The sequence below is a fragment of the Methanomethylovorans sp. genome (genome assembly GCF_041305605.1).
Lineage (GTDB): Archaea > Halobacteriota > Methanosarcinia > Methanosarcinales > Methanosarcinaceae > Methanomethylovorans.
The window spans coordinates 1-13,135 of sequence record NZ_JBFYLB010000050.1; the positions used below are offsets into that span (position 1 = coordinate 1).

A 13,135-nucleotide genomic window follows, 5' to 3' on the forward strand; every position below is an offset into this window, starting at 1 on the left:
GTTTCCTTCTCAAGCCCCAGTTTTTGTGAGTATGATAGATAAAGTGACACCAGCACAAGGGAAGAAGCAATGAGCAACGATGTGCTATCAATAGCTACTGAACCATTCATTTTAAAACCTTCAGGGACTTAATCTCGCCAGCTTCCAAGGTAATGATCTTATTTGCATACTTTTGGCTTTGTTCGGGGTCATGCGTGATCCATAGGATAGTAATGCCATCCCTGTTGAGGGAAGAAATGGCATTCTCCACCATGCGTATATTTTCCACATCAAGGGAAGAAGTGACCTCGTCCAGCAGCAGAACTTCAGGAAGGAACAATAAAGTTCTTACCAGCGATATCCTTTGTTTCTCTCCCCCGGAAAGGTTTTGAACATCGGCATTCAGAAAAGTGAAAGATATATTGAACAATGAGAATAGTTCCTTTACCCTGCTTTCGTTGAAGGGCATATTCCTTATGAAGAAGGGAAAATCCAGATTATCTTTTACACTACTTCCAAAGAGATAGGGGAATTGAGAGCAATAGGATATGCCTTTTCTTAACTCTGTTGGACTATATTCGGTCATATTCACACCTTTGTAGAATATGTTTCCAGCTGTCGGACTTATCAAATGACTACAAAGTTTGAGCAATGTGCTTTTACCACTGCCTGATGAACCAATGATAGAGATAAAATCTCCAGCCTCAGCAACAAAGGATATGTTCCTGAGAATGCTCTTGCCATCGTTGGCAAAAGATACGTTCCGGAAATCGAGCAAAGGCAAATACAATACCTCCTTTCTATTGGTGCTTTGGAGAGAACAGGGATTCTACATCGACCTTTTCAAGCAGTTCCTCAAGAAGGGTTTTGAGTTGCTCTTTTTTCTGAGGTTCCAGACTATCGAATAAGTTCCTGGCAAACATCTGGTCCTCTGTTATATGCTTTTCAACAACCGACTTTCCATTTTCAGTGGCAATCAGCTCTATAGACCTTCGATCTTTGTTCGTTCTCAACCTTTCAATAAATTTTTTATTTTCCAGCCGGTCAAGGAGCCCTGTGAGCGTGGAGGGAGGAATATTGTATTTTTGAGAGATATCCTTTGAAAGTAGGGTTCTGTGAAGGTATATCCTCTCAAGTACATACATCTCCTGAGGAGGGATCCCGGATGTCTGAAGCTGATATTCATTTTTGTAGTGAATAATGTCGATGATCTTGTGAAGTAGAGTATTTTCATCCAAAGCTCATTCCTCCATAATAATTCGTTAGTCGAATATTACTATATACGAAATATATCTTCTTTTTGGTTAGATATCAGGTAGTTGTTTATTCAGATGAACGGCTAAAGACTCTGTAGAAAAAGCTACTCTTGATCTAATTCTTATCTGACAATTTAAAAAGGATAAAAACCTAAAGAAAATCTTACCTTCGATCTATAGTTACAATTTTAAGACGTGAATTAAGAAATCAGATAGATAAAGGAGATCGAGTAGATGAGAGTTTCTTTTGAGGAATCAGATGAAAAAGTAACATTCAGGATTTCAGAGTTCCATCCAAAATACGAGAGAATTTTGCAAATGTGCTTTTATGAAAATGATGGCAAGGGATATACTAAAATCTATCCAAAGGATGTTAAATATTTAGATAAGATACAGAAGCGATATTTTGATAATGCAAACTTGATGTTTGACCAGCTTGGTTATTTCGTTCCTGTTCCATGGGAAAAAGCATTAACAGAATTTTGCCAAAGAACTCAAGAGACAAATATTAACTGGTGGTTAACTGGAAGCTGTGCTGCATGCATTCGTGGAATAAAAATGAATCCTCATGATGTAGATATTATGACTGATTCAAAAAGCATTGAAGAAATTACCGATGTTTTCTCAGACTGTTTAATTGAACCTATTGTTGACACAAACGGATGGTTAACTAAAGATTTCGGGGTAATTTTTCTACATGCAAGAATAGATATTGCATCTGACCCGCAAGAAATCCTAGATATTCCAGAACCAGTAGACTGTGGTCCGTATGCAAAACAGAACCTTGAGACCATAAAATGGAATGGCTATAATATAAAGGTTCCACCTTTGGAATTGCAGCTAAATGTAAACAAAAGAAGGGAAAGGATGGATAGAGTAAAACTCATAGAAGATTTCATGAACAAACAATTTTAAAGATGCATATTGGCAAAAAATTCCTCACTCCAGTCCACTGAACCGGGTTTGTATTTTACCATCAGTTCTTCATCCTGCCCTTTGAGCAGTGCACTGATGATCTCTTCAATATCTGTGATGGTCTCCTCAATGGTCTGGTTGGTGGTGTCTATTTCAAAGACCTTGTCACACCATTCCACTGATTCGAACAGGATCACATCCAGAGCCTCTGCTTCCAGGTTTTCCTGTATCTTGTTTTCAGAATAATTCCTTATCTTAAGCCTCTCCCTCAGTTTATCAGGGGATGCCCTAAGTACGATGACAATATCAGCAATATGATGGGAAAGATGACTGTCCAGTATAATAACAGGGCTGGAACTGTCAACTTTTTCCATGACCCTCTGCTCCACAAGGTCCATATCAGCTACAACACAGTCCCTTTCGGCATCCACTTCGCAGTAGAGCTTCTCTTCCCTGATCAGTTCATTGAGGTGGATTATCTGATATCCGGGCTTTTTTTCTAGCTGCAATGTGACCGATGTTTTACCCGTTCCTGGTGTTCCTGTGATCCCGATAAGCATGATCTCCAATAAACCTGCAAGGGCTTAATCCTTATGCATGCCGGCTATCTTCAGGAAGTTCTCAACGATCTTCATTCCGCTTTCAGTCAGCACTGATTCTGGATGGAACTGTACACCGTATATGGGATATTTCATGTGTTCCACAGCCATGATAATGCCATCTTCTGTATTTGCAGTCACCCTAAGCTCATCTGCAAGCTTTTCAATGGCAAGGGAGTGATATCTTCCGCCTTTAAAGGTCTGTGATACACCATCAAAGAGCGGCGAATTCTCGTGGCTGATGTCAGATGTCTTGCCGTGTACAGGTCCACCTTTTGCGTGTCCAACGGTGCCTCCGAAAGCAGTATTAATGGACTGATGTCCGAAACAGACACCAAGCACCGGAATATCGGGGCCGAAATCCCTTATGATATCAAGACAGGTTCCCACATCTTCAGGCTTATGGGGTGTGCCCGGACCAGGCGATATCACGATGGCATCCGGGTGTATCTTTCTTACTTCTTCCGGAGAGATAGAGTTCGGAACAACCACTGTGTCTGGCTCGAATATGGAAACATAGTCCACAAGGTTCCAGACAAAGGAATCCTTGTTGTTGATGAACAATATTCTCATTATTTCCCCCCGATAGCTTTTATCATTGCAGCCATTTTCCTTTCGGTTTCCAGATATTCGTATGTAGGGTCTGAATCCGCTACGATGCCTGCTCCTGCCTGCACATAGGCGGTATTGTTCTTGATAAGGACTGTCCTGATGACTATGGCAAAATCAGCATCACCGTTCCAGGAATAGTAACCTACTCCACCACCGTATATGCCTCTTGCAGCGGGTTCCAGGTCATCAATTATCTCCATTGCCCGGATCTTGGGTGCTCCGGATAGCGTACCTGCTGGAAAAATGGCACGAGTGGCATCGAACTGGTCACATTCATCTCTCAAATTTCCACTTACAGTGCTCTCTATATGCTGGACATGAGAATATTTGACAACGCTCATGAGGTCATCTACCTTGACGGTCCCACCTTTTGAAACCATTCTTACATCATTGCGTCCCAGATCTACAAGCATGATATGCTCTGCTCTTTCTTTCTCATCTTTAAGCATGTGGGAGGCAAGTTCTTTGTCCTCGTCCTCATCCTTACCTCGGGGACATGTGCCTGCAATGGGATTGGTGATGACCTTTCTGTTGTAGACCGTCATGAGGGTTTCGGGACTTGCACCCACGATACCGATATCCTTGAAATTGAAAATGTACATGTAAGGGCTTGGGTTTATGTCCCTGAGCCGTATGTATAATTGCAGGGGAGTCTGGCTCATTTTAACAGTGTACCTGCGTGAAAGCACTACCTGGAAGATGTCACCGTCAATGATGTGCTGCTTTGAAGCCAGCACCGCCTTTTCAAAAGTTTCCTGGTCAGTGCTTGGAACTGGTTCCTCAGATTTTACCCTGGTCAATATATCGGAACTGATGCCTATCACCGAGGACATATGCAGTGACCGCTCCATGAGCTGTGCATCTGCTAAAGCGTGTTCATACACTGCTTCAAGATCGCTGTCCTTTGTAACAAAAGGAGTGATGACAAAATATGTCTCATTGGTGATGTGGTCAAAGACAAAAGTCTTGGTCATTATGGCAAAATGCATCTCAGGAGTGTCAGAATCTGTTTTTTTCTCCCTTCCTATCCAGGAATCATAGACCAGGTCATAACTGTTGTAACCTATGGCGCCTCCGAGGAATGTTTGCCTGTCAAAACGCTTCTGATTGAGTAGTTGAACATTGTTACTCGTTGGGAATATCTCACGGAAAGCACCAAGATCATCATTTTGTTCCTTTATTTGTACCCTGAACCTGCCTCCGATAAGCGATTCTGTTTTTCCCATTGCCTTTACTTTACCATGAATGAACTTCGAAAGCTCAGAATTCTTCTGGCAATCTATGGTAAGGGACCTATCCTTAATATCTACCACCAGTTCAGGCTCTGAACCCACAAAAGAGTACCTTGCATGCCTTTTCTCTTTTTCCACCGATTCAAGAAGGTATGAATAGTTTGCATTCTGCAAGGTCGCATACAGTTGCAACGGAGTGCATATGCTTTCCACCTTTGCCATAAGCTGTACGATTGCAGGCGTTTTTGAGTTTTCTACAAGGGTAATAAAATCTTCTTTGTTAAGATCGAATTCAACCATTTGCACACCTTATCTGTGTAATGAACCTGCTCACTTTATCAGGGTCTTTCTTTCCATTTTTCTCAACTCCCGATGCAACATCCACTGCATAGGGCCTTACTTCTTCCACTGCCCGGCGCACATTTTCGGGATTGAGACCTCCTGCCAGTATCACCGGGGTTTCCATTATCTCCACAATCCGCCTGCTTACAGACCAGTCATGCACAACGCCAGTTCCGCCTGCCAGTCCGGCTTTGCTTGAGTCAAGCAGTATGCCATCGATAAAGTCATTATCAAACAACCTGTGAATTGATGGAAGCATCTCTTCCACAAGGTTCTGTTTCTCAACAGTTATGGAGATGGTTTTGATGATCTTCTGCCGGACATTGTCCCTTATATATTCAAGTTCCGAAAAGGCAGGGTCGTTATGCAGTTGGACGATATCCGGCCTGCATGTGTCAATAAGTTCCACTGCTTCCTCTCCGCTTTCCGGCATGATCACAAGAACAGAATCTACGAACAGCGGCACTTGTGAGATAAGGGATGATGCAGTTGCAACATCGAGCTTCCTGGGGCTGTTCACAGGTACTTCTGTAATGAACCCTACCGCATCTGCTCCGCACCTCACGGCCAGTTCGATGTCTTCAGCACACCGCATGCCGCAGATCTTCGCTCTTACAGGAGCTCTCATATTCTAAACCTTCGAAGGTCTTGTCGCTGAACTGTCTGAGCTTTTCCATGGCCTTGCCTGAATCGAGAACCTCTTCGACCAGAGGTATAGCTTCCTTCAGAGAATCGGCTGCACCTGCAACGTAGAGTGCGGCTGCGGCGTTTATCACAATAAGATCTCTTTTCGGTCCCTTTTCTCCTTTGAATATGTAGATTATGTCCTTTGCGTTCTCTGCAGGAGTGCCCCCTACGATATCTGTGGCCTTTGCTCTCTTGATGCCAAGGTCTTCGGGAGAGATGGCATAGGTCTTTATTTTGCCGTCTTTAAGTTCCGCAACCTGGGTCTCTGAGATGTTGGAGATCTCATCCATTCCATCCCCGTGTACGATCATGGCCCGTTTTGCACCCATCTTCTTAAGCACCTGTGCAAAAACCTCACAGAGGCCGGGATCATATACACCTATGAGCTGTGCATCAGCACCTGCCGGATTTGTAAGAGGACCAAGGATGTTGAACACTGTTCTTACACCCATTTCCTTTCTTATGCCTGCAACCCTCTTCATCGCCGGGTGGAAAACCGGAGCAAGCATGAATCCGATGCCTATCTTTTCGATGGATTCTTTGACTGATTCAGGGTCTTTGTCGATCTTTATGCCCAACTGTTCCAGTACGTCTGCACTGCCGGAAAGAGAAGTGATCGCGCGGTTGCCGTGCTTTGCTACGTTCACTCCTGCAGCAGAAGCAATAATTGCAGCAGCTGTGGAAACATTGATGGTCTTATGCCTATCCGCTCCGGTACCTACAACATCCACAAGTGTGCCTTTTACATCAGGGCATATGCTTCGGGCAGCTTTTTTCATACCACATGCAAACCCTGCTATCTCATCAGCAGTCTCACCTTTCATTTTCAAAGCCATGAGCAATCCGGCTATCTGGGCATCAGTGGCCTGCGTGAAAATTTCTGTGATCGCTTTCTCAGCCTCTTGCAATGTCAGGTTCTCACCTGCACTTACTTTTTGTATGTACGACTGCATGACAACACCTTTATAGACATCAATGGTTTAAGTTGTACATTGATGTATAAGTAAATGAATTATATATACTTTCCTGTTGAACAAAAGAGTGTCAAAACATGTTAGAAGTCAAATGAAAGATTAAAAGATGGTTCAAAAGAATGCATTATATTTATTGAAATCAAATATGTAAATGGGGGAGTTCAATTTGATATATATAGCAATAGATGGGGACGATATTCATCAAAAATTCGAAAAATGCTTGCTTGAAAATGATGAAACGAACATCACCAGAACAAGTACGCAGATAACAAGTACAATTGATAAGATCATTGACCATTTGCAGCATGAAAGCTTGAAAATTGTTTTCTCTGCAGGTGATTGCATATTATGCAAATGCAAAGCAGTTGATCTGATCGACTTGTGTAATTACTTTGATAAAATTGGAAAGGTAAATACTGTTTCAGTTGGAGTTGGAGATACTTTGGAAAAGACATATGTTGCTTTTAAGTATGCCAAATCCATTGGAAGAAATAGAATAGTAATCTATACGCTAAGCAACAAATTAGAGGTATTTGACCTGAATAGTGTCGTTCCGCATTCATCCTGCTCTGTAGAAGGCCTTACTCCGTGTCTGGTAGAATAAGGCCTTCTGCTTAAATTAAAATTTCAACTTTTCTCTACCATCGTATATATCTTGTCCATGTCCAGACAGCTGCGTACGATGTCGGCAAGCTCCTTGTATGCTTCTTCTTCGGTGGTCGCCACCTCGGGATGGAACTCCACACCCTTCTTCTCGGCCAGGTAGATCATCAGGGAAGTTCTTATGTTGCTGTTCTCGAACAGACCGTGCAGGTATGTGCCTATGACAGTGCCGCTCTCATCGATGCTGCCATCGTCACCAAATGCTGTCCGGGGAGTCTTTGTCTTACCCATGTGGATCTCGTATCCCCAGACTTCCTCACCCTTGATATGACGGAATATAGGTCCCTCGGCAACTACTTTCTTTTTCACCTGAGTAGTGGTCTTCTTGTACTCCCCGAAAGCCGTTTCCACATCAAGCAGTCCCAGACCCTCATAATCTGCTTCCAGACCATTCTCTATGCCGGAATCATGCAAGGTTTTACCGAGCATCTGGTATCCACCACATATTCCAAAAATAGGCACCTTCCCATACAGTGCCCGGATCTGCTTATCCATCCCACTTGCCTTAAGATCTAAAAGATCACTGATGGTGTTCTTGGTACCCGGTATAATGACACAGTCAGGAGTGCCAAGATCTTCATGCGGTTCCACATATCTTACTTTTGCCAGGCGCTCCAGAGGTTCAAAATCAGTAAAATTGGATATGCGTGGCAGTCTGATCACTGCAATATCGACATCGTTCAGGCAGCCTGAAGAAGTATTTCTGCTTTTCGAGATGATGGCCATGGAATCCTCGGAGGGGATATTGAGTTTGTAATAGGGCAATACACCCAATACAGGGATGCCAGTCATCTCCTCCAGTTGCCTTAACCCGGGCTCCAGGATGGCAGGATCTCCTCTGAACTTGTTGATAACGAAACCTTTTATGTTGCCGCGTATATCCTCGGGCAACAGTGCAACTGTGCCATAGAGGCTTGCAAACACACCTCCGGATTCGATGTTGCCCACCAGGATGATGGGAGCCTGTGTAAGCCTTGCTGTGCCTACATTCACGATATCCCGGTCATAGAGATTAATTTCCGCAGCTCCGCCTGCTCCTTCCATTACAATGAGCTCGTATTTCTCACCAAGCCTGTCCAGAGCCCCTTTTACCACTTCCATGGTCTCAGAGATAGAATCGTAGTAGTTGCCTGCCGATTTATCAGCAAACGGCTCACCCAGTATGATAACCTGTGAAGTCCTGTCCCCTTTGGGTTTCAGAAGCACTGGATTCATATCCGCAGTGGGGTCAACTCCTGCCGCCTTGGCCTGCACCGCCTGTGCTATGCCTATTTCTTTACCATCTTTAGTGATCCAGGAATTGAGACTCATATTCTGAGCCTTGAACGGAGCCACGCGGTATTTCTCTGAAAGGATCTTGCAAAGGCCTGTGACCATTATGCTTTTGCCTACATCCGAGGCAGTCCCCAGTACCAGTAATTTTTTAGTACTTTTGCCAGTCATATCCAACAACCTTTTAACATGGAAAGCTTTTGTGTTAACGAAGATTTCTCACAAGTTTTATGAGGAACAACTTATATCTACTTAACTCCAGAACTCCAGTTTACTTAAATTAGGTGGAACATGTTTGATCTTTTACGTGTAAGCGGTGGCCCAACAAAACCGGAAATAATCGCTATCGCTATCTCTAAGTTAGGACTAAGGGACAGCGATATGTTCTTTGATGTAGGGTGTGGTACAGGTGCTGTGTCTATAGAAGCAAGTTCACTTGTTAAGAACCTTAACATCACTGCAATAGATGCAAGGACAGAAGCTATTGAAGTAGCAGAGAAAAATTTCGAAGCATTTAAGATACCGAATGTGAATCTGGTTTTCGGTGAATCCTCTGAGGTCATCGCTCAAGCGGAAAAAGTAGATTGCGCTTTCGTTGGTGGATCTAAGAATATCCTGGAGGTACTGGATGCTCTTGCGGCAAAAAATGCCCGTAGTATAGTCGTGGACGCTGTGCGTATCGAGACCGTAGTAAGGGTTATACAGAGGATGAAAGAACTTGGCATATTCCGCGAGGTGCTCCACGTGATAGTATCCCGTGGGGTCGATCTTGTTGGTGAGACAATGTTCAAGCCTGAAAATCCGGTGTACATCATTGTCGGAGGAACAGACAAAACGAATTAAGAGGAGAATCATATAAATGCTGATTGGAGTTGGACTTGGACCGGGATCCCCGGAACTTCTTACGTTGAAGGCTGTAGAGACCCTTAAGAAAAGCCATAAGGTGTATGTGCCCGGCAGACTGGCCGCTGAGCTTGTTGCCCCGTATGCTGAGGCGGAGATCCTTGATTTCCCCATGCTTACAGATTATAATGTCCTCAACGAAGTATGGACAAAGAACGCAGAACTCATAGCAGAGGAGTCCAGACATAACCTTGTATCCTTCGGACTCATAGGCGATCCGAATTTCTTCTCTACTTTCACACATCTCAAAAGAGTAATGAAAAGGCTGTACCCGGATGTTGAGACAGCCACAATACCAGGGATCAGTTCTATTACATCCTTTGCTTCCAGAGCCGATGCAGAGGTAGATGCTTCATTTGAAGTGAGTGATGGGTCTGAGAAGACCTCTAAAATAGTCCTTAAGGCAACCAAGCCCCTTGAGATCATAGACTCCATGAAAAAAGAAGGCTACAAGAAGTTCACGTTTGCCCAGCGCCTGTTCATGGATGATGAGATCATCATCAAGGAGATGGAACAGATCCCCGAAAAAGGTAATTACTTCAGTATAGTGTTCGGGCAAAAATAATAACGGAGGATATATACAATGGCTCATAAGGTATATTTTGTGGGTTCAGGCCCGGGTAATGCCAAGTACATAACCGTCATGGGCAAGGAACTCCTGGAACAGGCGGACCTTGTAATATATGCCGGTTCCCTTGTAAATCCGGAAGTGCTTAATTATTCAAAGGGAGAAAAAGTAGATAGTTACGGACTAACTCTGGATGAGACAAATAAGTTGATGGTGGATGCCCTGAATATGGGTAAAAAAGTAGTGCGCCTGCACAGTGGTGATCCATCGCTCTATGGCTCTATAGTCGAACAGATAGAGGAGTTGAAGAAGTTCGACGTGGAAGTCGAGATAGTTCCAGGTGTCTCCTCAGTTTTTGCAACTGCAGCAGCACTCAAGACACAGCTAACTCTGAACAACGTTACAGAAACCCTCATTATCACAAGGCCCGCAGGCAAGACCCTGGAAGAGGACCAGATCAAGGAGCTTTCCCGGCATAATGCCACAATGGCTGTTTTCCTGGGTACACAGAAGATCGAGGAGATCATGAAAAAGGTCGAGTACAGCCCGGATACTCCGGTGGCTGTGGTCTTCCATGCTTCCTGGCCTGACCAGAAAATAGTCATCGGCACTGTGGCCGACATCGCTCAGAAGGTCAAGGAGGAAGGCATAAAACGCTCAGCCATGATCCTCATCGGAGGGGTGGTAGACCCCAAGAACTATGGGAGGTCTTACCTATACGGAGTAGCACAAGAACCGCTGTCATAACCTTTGAAAGGAATATGGGGATCGCTGAGCGTATAGCCAGTCACTTAGATGCAGATATCTTGCTATACGAAAAAGAGATATTCAGAAAGGCATTTGAGGAATACGATGCAATAGTGGCGGTCTTTGCAACGGGTATAGTGGTGAGGGACATAGCACCACTTATCCAGGATAAATGGAAAGACCCTGCTGTAGTTGTGGTAGACTCTAATCTCAACTTCGCCATTTCCCTGCTGGGGGGACATCACGGTGCCAACGAGCTGGTCCGCAGGATCTCGGAAATTGGTGCCATTCCGGTCATCACCACAGCAACAGAGGTGCATAACCGTAACTCTGTGGAGGGCATTGCCAAGGCCCTGGGATGCGATATTGTTAACAAGGACTCCACCCGGCAGGTCAACTGTTCCCTGCTGGAACAGGATGTAGAAGTGCTTGAGATAAAAGGTCCCAAGATCGTAGTAGTGGGCGATGACGTATCTGTGCTGAAAAAGGAAAAGGCGGAAAACAGATGATCATAGGTATTGGAGCCAGGCGCGGTGTCAACAAAGAAGAAGTCATATCTGCCATTGAGTCTGCACTTGCAGAAGTGGGTAAAAACATTGATGACGTAGACATACTTGCCTCCTCTAAGTTAAAAGAAAATGAAAATGGCCTGCTTGAAGCTGTTGCTATCCTTGGCAAGGAGATTAAATTTCTTTCCGAGGATGAAATCAATCTATATGATGCGCCGTCTGGGTCCCAGGCAAATCGTTTCGGTTTGACAGGGGTGGCAGAACCATCTGCATTGGCGCTTTCTAAAAAAAAGGAACTGATCTTAAGGAAGAAGGTATATGGAAGGATCACAATCGCAATCGCAGAATAAGACCTCTGCTGGAAAAGGGAGGCTGTACATAATCGGTATTGGACCTGGTTCAGTACCCCAGATGACAATTGCCGCCAGAGATGTATTGATGAACTCTGATTACATTGTAGGTAACGGCACTTATCTTGACCAGATAGCAGAGTTGATCGATAAACAGGAGATCATCCGCAGCGCCATGGGAAAGGAAGTGGACAGGGCTGTAAAGGCAGTACAACTGGCAAAAGACAAAGTAGTTTCCATGATAAGTGGAGGAGATGCCAACATTTATGGTATGGCCGGACTTGTATTGGAAGTAGCAGAACATGAAGGCCTTGATGTCGATATCGAAGTGCTTCCGGGTGTTACAGCCATTACTGCTGCAGCAAGCGTGCTGGGTGCACCCATAGTAAACGATTTTGCAGTAATCAGTTTAAGCGATCTGCTAACCCCCTGGGAAATCATCGAAAAAAGGCTGAATGCAGCATCTTCTGCAGATTTCGTGATAGCATTATATAACCCAAAAAGCAGACAGCGCAAGTCCAATTTCTCACAGGCCATAGAAATAATTAAAAAATACAAGAATGGTTCAGTACCAGTTGGCCTTGTAAAGAATGCCTTAAGGGACACTGACCAGGACTATGTTGTCACCACCCTTGATGAAGTTATGAACTACAACGACTGGGTGGACATGAGCACCACTATCCTGATAGCCAACAATGAGTCCAGGATATGGAAGAGCAATAACGGGGAAAGAATAATCACTCCAAGGGGGTATCAGAGAAAGTATGACTACTAAGAGCAAAAAGCAATCGAGTTCACCTGCTCTTGAAGAGCTTGTGGAGTTTACCACAAAAATGGATCCCGCACTTATTGACATCTGTACTGACCTCGGCGCCCAGACCGATGAGGCAAAGGCCATTTACATGACAAGCCGTAACCTTGCCAAGCAGATTTTAGGAGACAGGACCATAGAGGACAGGATCAGGCAGCGCTGTATGGTTGCTGTGGGAGATCTCTCCATGGCATATCTCATGCATTTCAACAAAGATCCCGTGCAGGCAGGCGTGGAAGCTCTGAAGAAAGGTGCCCCAATATTCGTGGACATCAACATGGTAAAATACGGTATCACAAAGATGGGGCACAAGTCCGATGTCATTTGCGTGATGGATGAGGATAAAGATGCTGCCATAGCCAAGAAGTTCGGCATCACCCGCACAGCCGCTGGTTTCCTTGCATGTAGGGACAGGCTGGAAGGATCCATCGTTGCCATAGGTAACGCTCCTTCCGCAGCACTTGCGGTGTGCCGTATGGTAGAGCATGGCATAAGGCCGGCTCTTGTTATAGCAACACCTGTGGGGTTTGTAAATGCTGCAGAATCTAAGGAAGTTGTGAGAGACACAGACATACCTTCGATCACATGTATCGGTACCAGGGGTGGAACCCCCATAGCCGTTGCCTGTGTTAATGAGCTTGTGGCAATCGCAAATTCAAAAGACGAATGCGAGGAGTAAACCTTCCCGCATCCACTTTTCTTTTTAGTCAAATTTT

At 44.5% G+C, this 13,135-nt stretch carries 17 protein-coding genes; 9 read left to right on the forward strand and 8 right to left on the reverse strand.

Annotation, left to right across the window (positions count from 1 at the left end; all coding sequences use genetic code 11):
• Positions 1 to 106 precede the first annotated feature (106 nt).
• Positions 107 to 763 carry an ATP-binding cassette domain-containing protein gene (locus ACCM36_RS03280; RefSeq protein WP_370572302.1) on the reverse strand — a complete coding sequence of 219 codons (657 nt, stop codon included), beginning with the start codon at positions 761 to 763 and terminating at the stop codon, positions 107 to 109.
• A gap of 16 nt (positions 764 to 779) precedes the next feature.
• Complete coding sequence (locus ACCM36_RS03285; protein WP_370572303.1) at positions 780 to 1,217, reverse strand: MarR family winged helix-turn-helix transcriptional regulator; 438 nt, start codon at positions 1,215 to 1,217, stop codon at positions 780 to 782.
• Between the two features lie 252 nt (positions 1,218 to 1,469).
• On the opposite strand from ACCM36_RS03285, the gene ACCM36_RS03290 reads away from it, so the two are divergent.
• Positions 1,470 to 2,150 carry a hypothetical protein gene (locus ACCM36_RS03290; RefSeq protein WP_370572304.1) on the forward strand — a complete coding sequence of 227 codons (681 nt, stop codon included), beginning with the start codon at positions 1,470 to 1,472 and terminating at the stop codon, positions 2,148 to 2,150.
• Here the strand turns inward: ACCM36_RS03290 and ACCM36_RS03295 are convergent.
• Genes ACCM36_RS03295 through trpD form a run of 5 tightly spaced genes read right to left on the reverse strand, consistent with a single transcriptional unit; the run spans position 2,147 to position 6,575 of the window.
• Entirely contained in the window at positions 2,147 to 2,710 is a 564-nt protein-coding gene (locus tag ACCM36_RS03295) for an adenylate kinase family protein (RefSeq protein ID WP_370572305.1), read from the reverse strand. The two genes, ACCM36_RS03290 and ACCM36_RS03295, sit on opposite strands and share 4 nt — an antisense overlap.
• A 24-nt stretch (positions 2,711 to 2,734) precedes the next feature.
• Positions 2,735 to 3,322 carry an aminodeoxychorismate/anthranilate synthase component II gene (locus ACCM36_RS03300; RefSeq protein WP_370572306.1) on the reverse strand — a complete coding sequence of 196 codons (588 nt, stop codon included), beginning with the start codon at positions 3,320 to 3,322 and terminating at the stop codon, positions 2,735 to 2,737.
• A complete protein-coding gene (trpE, locus tag ACCM36_RS03305; RefSeq protein ID WP_370572307.1) occupies positions 3,322 to 4,893 on the reverse strand; it encodes an anthranilate synthase component I in 1,572 nt (523 codons plus the stop codon). The genes ACCM36_RS03300 and trpE overlap by 1 nt, the downstream gene beginning before the upstream one ends.
• Positions 4,886 to 5,563, reverse strand: coding sequence for a phosphoribosylanthranilate isomerase (locus tag ACCM36_RS03310; protein ID WP_370572308.1), 678 nt, complete (start codon positions 5,561 to 5,563; stop codon positions 4,886 to 4,888). The genes trpE and ACCM36_RS03310 overlap by 8 nt, the downstream gene beginning before the upstream one ends.
• On the reverse strand, positions 5,517 to 6,575 hold the full coding sequence (gene trpD, locus ACCM36_RS03315) for an anthranilate phosphoribosyltransferase (RefSeq protein WP_370572309.1): 1,059 nt from the start codon (positions 6,573 to 6,575) through the stop codon (positions 5,517 to 5,519). Before trpD ends, ACCM36_RS03310 begins: the two co-directional genes overlap by 47 nt.
• A gap of 187 nt (positions 6,576 to 6,762) precedes the next feature.
• Between trpD and ACCM36_RS03320 the strand changes: the two genes are divergently transcribed.
• Entirely contained in the window at positions 6,763 to 7,200 is a 438-nt protein-coding gene (locus ACCM36_RS03320) for a mCpol domain-containing protein (protein WP_370572310.1), read from the forward strand.
• A gap of 23 nt (positions 7,201 to 7,223) precedes the next feature.
• Here the strand turns inward: ACCM36_RS03320 and ACCM36_RS03325 are convergent, their stop codons facing one another.
• The gene (locus ACCM36_RS03325; RefSeq protein WP_370572311.1) at positions 7,224 to 8,702 is read right to left on the reverse strand and encodes a cobyric acid synthase; all 1,479 of its coding nucleotides are present in this window, start codon (positions 8,700 to 8,702) and stop codon (positions 7,224 to 7,226) included.
• Between the two features lie 120 nt (positions 8,703 to 8,822).
• Here ACCM36_RS03325 and cbiT point away from each other — a divergent pair, with 120 nt between their 5' ends.
• Genes cbiT through ACCM36_RS03360 form a run of 7 tightly spaced genes read left to right on the forward strand, consistent with a single transcriptional unit; the run spans position 8,823 to position 13,098 of the window.
• The gene (gene cbiT, locus ACCM36_RS03330) at positions 8,823 to 9,374 is read left to right on the forward strand and encodes a precorrin-6Y C5,15-methyltransferase (decarboxylating) subunit CbiT (protein WP_370572312.1); all 552 of its coding nucleotides are present in this window, start codon (positions 8,823 to 8,825) and stop codon (positions 9,372 to 9,374) included.
• A gap of 16 nt (positions 9,375 to 9,390) precedes the next feature.
• On the forward strand, positions 9,391 to 9,999 hold the full coding sequence (locus ACCM36_RS03335; protein ID WP_370572313.1) for a cobalt-factor II C(20)-methyltransferase: 609 nt from the start codon (positions 9,391 to 9,393) through the stop codon (positions 9,997 to 9,999).
• 18 nt (positions 10,000 to 10,017) lie between these two features.
• Complete coding sequence (gene cobM, locus ACCM36_RS03340) at positions 10,018 to 10,749, forward strand: precorrin-4 C(11)-methyltransferase (RefSeq protein ID WP_370572314.1); 732 nt, start codon at positions 10,018 to 10,020, stop codon at positions 10,747 to 10,749.
• Positions 10,750 to 10,763: 14 nt separating this feature from the next.
• Complete coding sequence (locus ACCM36_RS03345) at positions 10,764 to 11,258, forward strand: cobalamin biosynthesis protein CbiG (RefSeq protein ID WP_370572315.1); 495 nt, start codon at positions 10,764 to 10,766, stop codon at positions 11,256 to 11,258.
• Positions 11,255 to 11,608 carry a cobalamin biosynthesis protein gene (locus ACCM36_RS03350; protein ID WP_370572316.1) on the forward strand — a complete coding sequence of 118 codons (354 nt, stop codon included), beginning with the start codon at positions 11,255 to 11,257 and terminating at the stop codon, positions 11,606 to 11,608. Before ACCM36_RS03345 ends, ACCM36_RS03350 begins: the two co-directional genes overlap by 4 nt.
• Positions 11,577 to 12,383: a precorrin-3B C(17)-methyltransferase gene (gene cobJ / locus ACCM36_RS03355; RefSeq protein WP_370572317.1), complete on the forward strand. Its 807-nt coding sequence runs from the start codon at positions 11,577 to 11,579 to the stop codon at positions 12,381 to 12,383. The genes ACCM36_RS03350 and cobJ overlap by 32 nt, the downstream gene beginning before the upstream one ends.
• A complete protein-coding gene (locus ACCM36_RS03360; RefSeq protein ID WP_370572318.1) occupies positions 12,373 to 13,098 on the forward strand; it encodes a precorrin-8X methylmutase in 726 nt (241 codons plus the stop codon). Before cobJ ends, ACCM36_RS03360 begins: the two co-directional genes overlap by 11 nt.
• Positions 13,099 to 13,135: the final 37 nt, after the last annotated feature.

Coding starts and splice junctions, on each gene's coding strand:
- ACCM36_RS03290 (WP_370572304.1), top strand. CDS start 1,470: ATGAGAGTTTCTTTTGAGGAATCAGATGAAAAAGTAACATTCAGGATT.
- ACCM36_RS03295 (WP_370572305.1), bottom strand. CDS start 2,710: ATGCTTATCGGGATCACAGGAACACCAGGAACGGGTAAAACATCGGTC.
- ACCM36_RS03300 (WP_370572306.1), bottom strand. CDS start 3,322: ATGAGAATATTGTTCATCAACAACAAGGATTCCTTTGTCTGGAACCTT.
- trpE (WP_370572307.1), bottom strand. CDS start 4,893: ATGGTTGAATTCGATCTTAACAAAGAAGATTTTATTACCCTTGTAGAA.
- ACCM36_RS03310 (WP_370572308.1), bottom strand. CDS start 5,563: ATGAGAGCTCCTGTAAGAGCGAAGATCTGCGGCATGCGGTGTGCTGAA.
- trpD (WP_370572309.1), bottom strand. CDS start 6,575: ATGCAGTCGTACATACAAAAAGTAAGTGCAGGTGAGAACCTGACATTG.
- ACCM36_RS03325 (WP_370572311.1), bottom strand. CDS start 8,702: ATGACTGGCAAAAGTACTAAAAAATTACTGGTACTGGGGACTGCCTCG.
- cbiT (WP_370572312.1), top strand. CDS start 8,823: ATGTTTGATCTTTTACGTGTAAGCGGTGGCCCAACAAAACCGGAAATA.
- ACCM36_RS03335 (WP_370572313.1), top strand. CDS start 9,391: ATGCTGATTGGAGTTGGACTTGGACCGGGATCCCCGGAACTTCTTACG.
- cobM (WP_370572314.1), top strand. CDS start 10,018: ATGGCTCATAAGGTATATTTTGTGGGTTCAGGCCCGGGTAATGCCAAG.
- ACCM36_RS03345 (WP_370572315.1), top strand. CDS start 10,764: ATGGGGATCGCTGAGCGTATAGCCAGTCACTTAGATGCAGATATCTTG.
- ACCM36_RS03350 (WP_370572316.1), top strand. CDS start 11,255: ATGATCATAGGTATTGGAGCCAGGCGCGGTGTCAACAAAGAAGAAGTC.
- cobJ (WP_370572317.1), top strand. CDS start 11,577: ATGGAAGGATCACAATCGCAATCGCAGAATAAGACCTCTGCTGGAAAA.
- ACCM36_RS03360 (WP_370572318.1), top strand. CDS start 12,373: ATGACTACTAAGAGCAAAAAGCAATCGAGTTCACCTGCTCTTGAAGAG.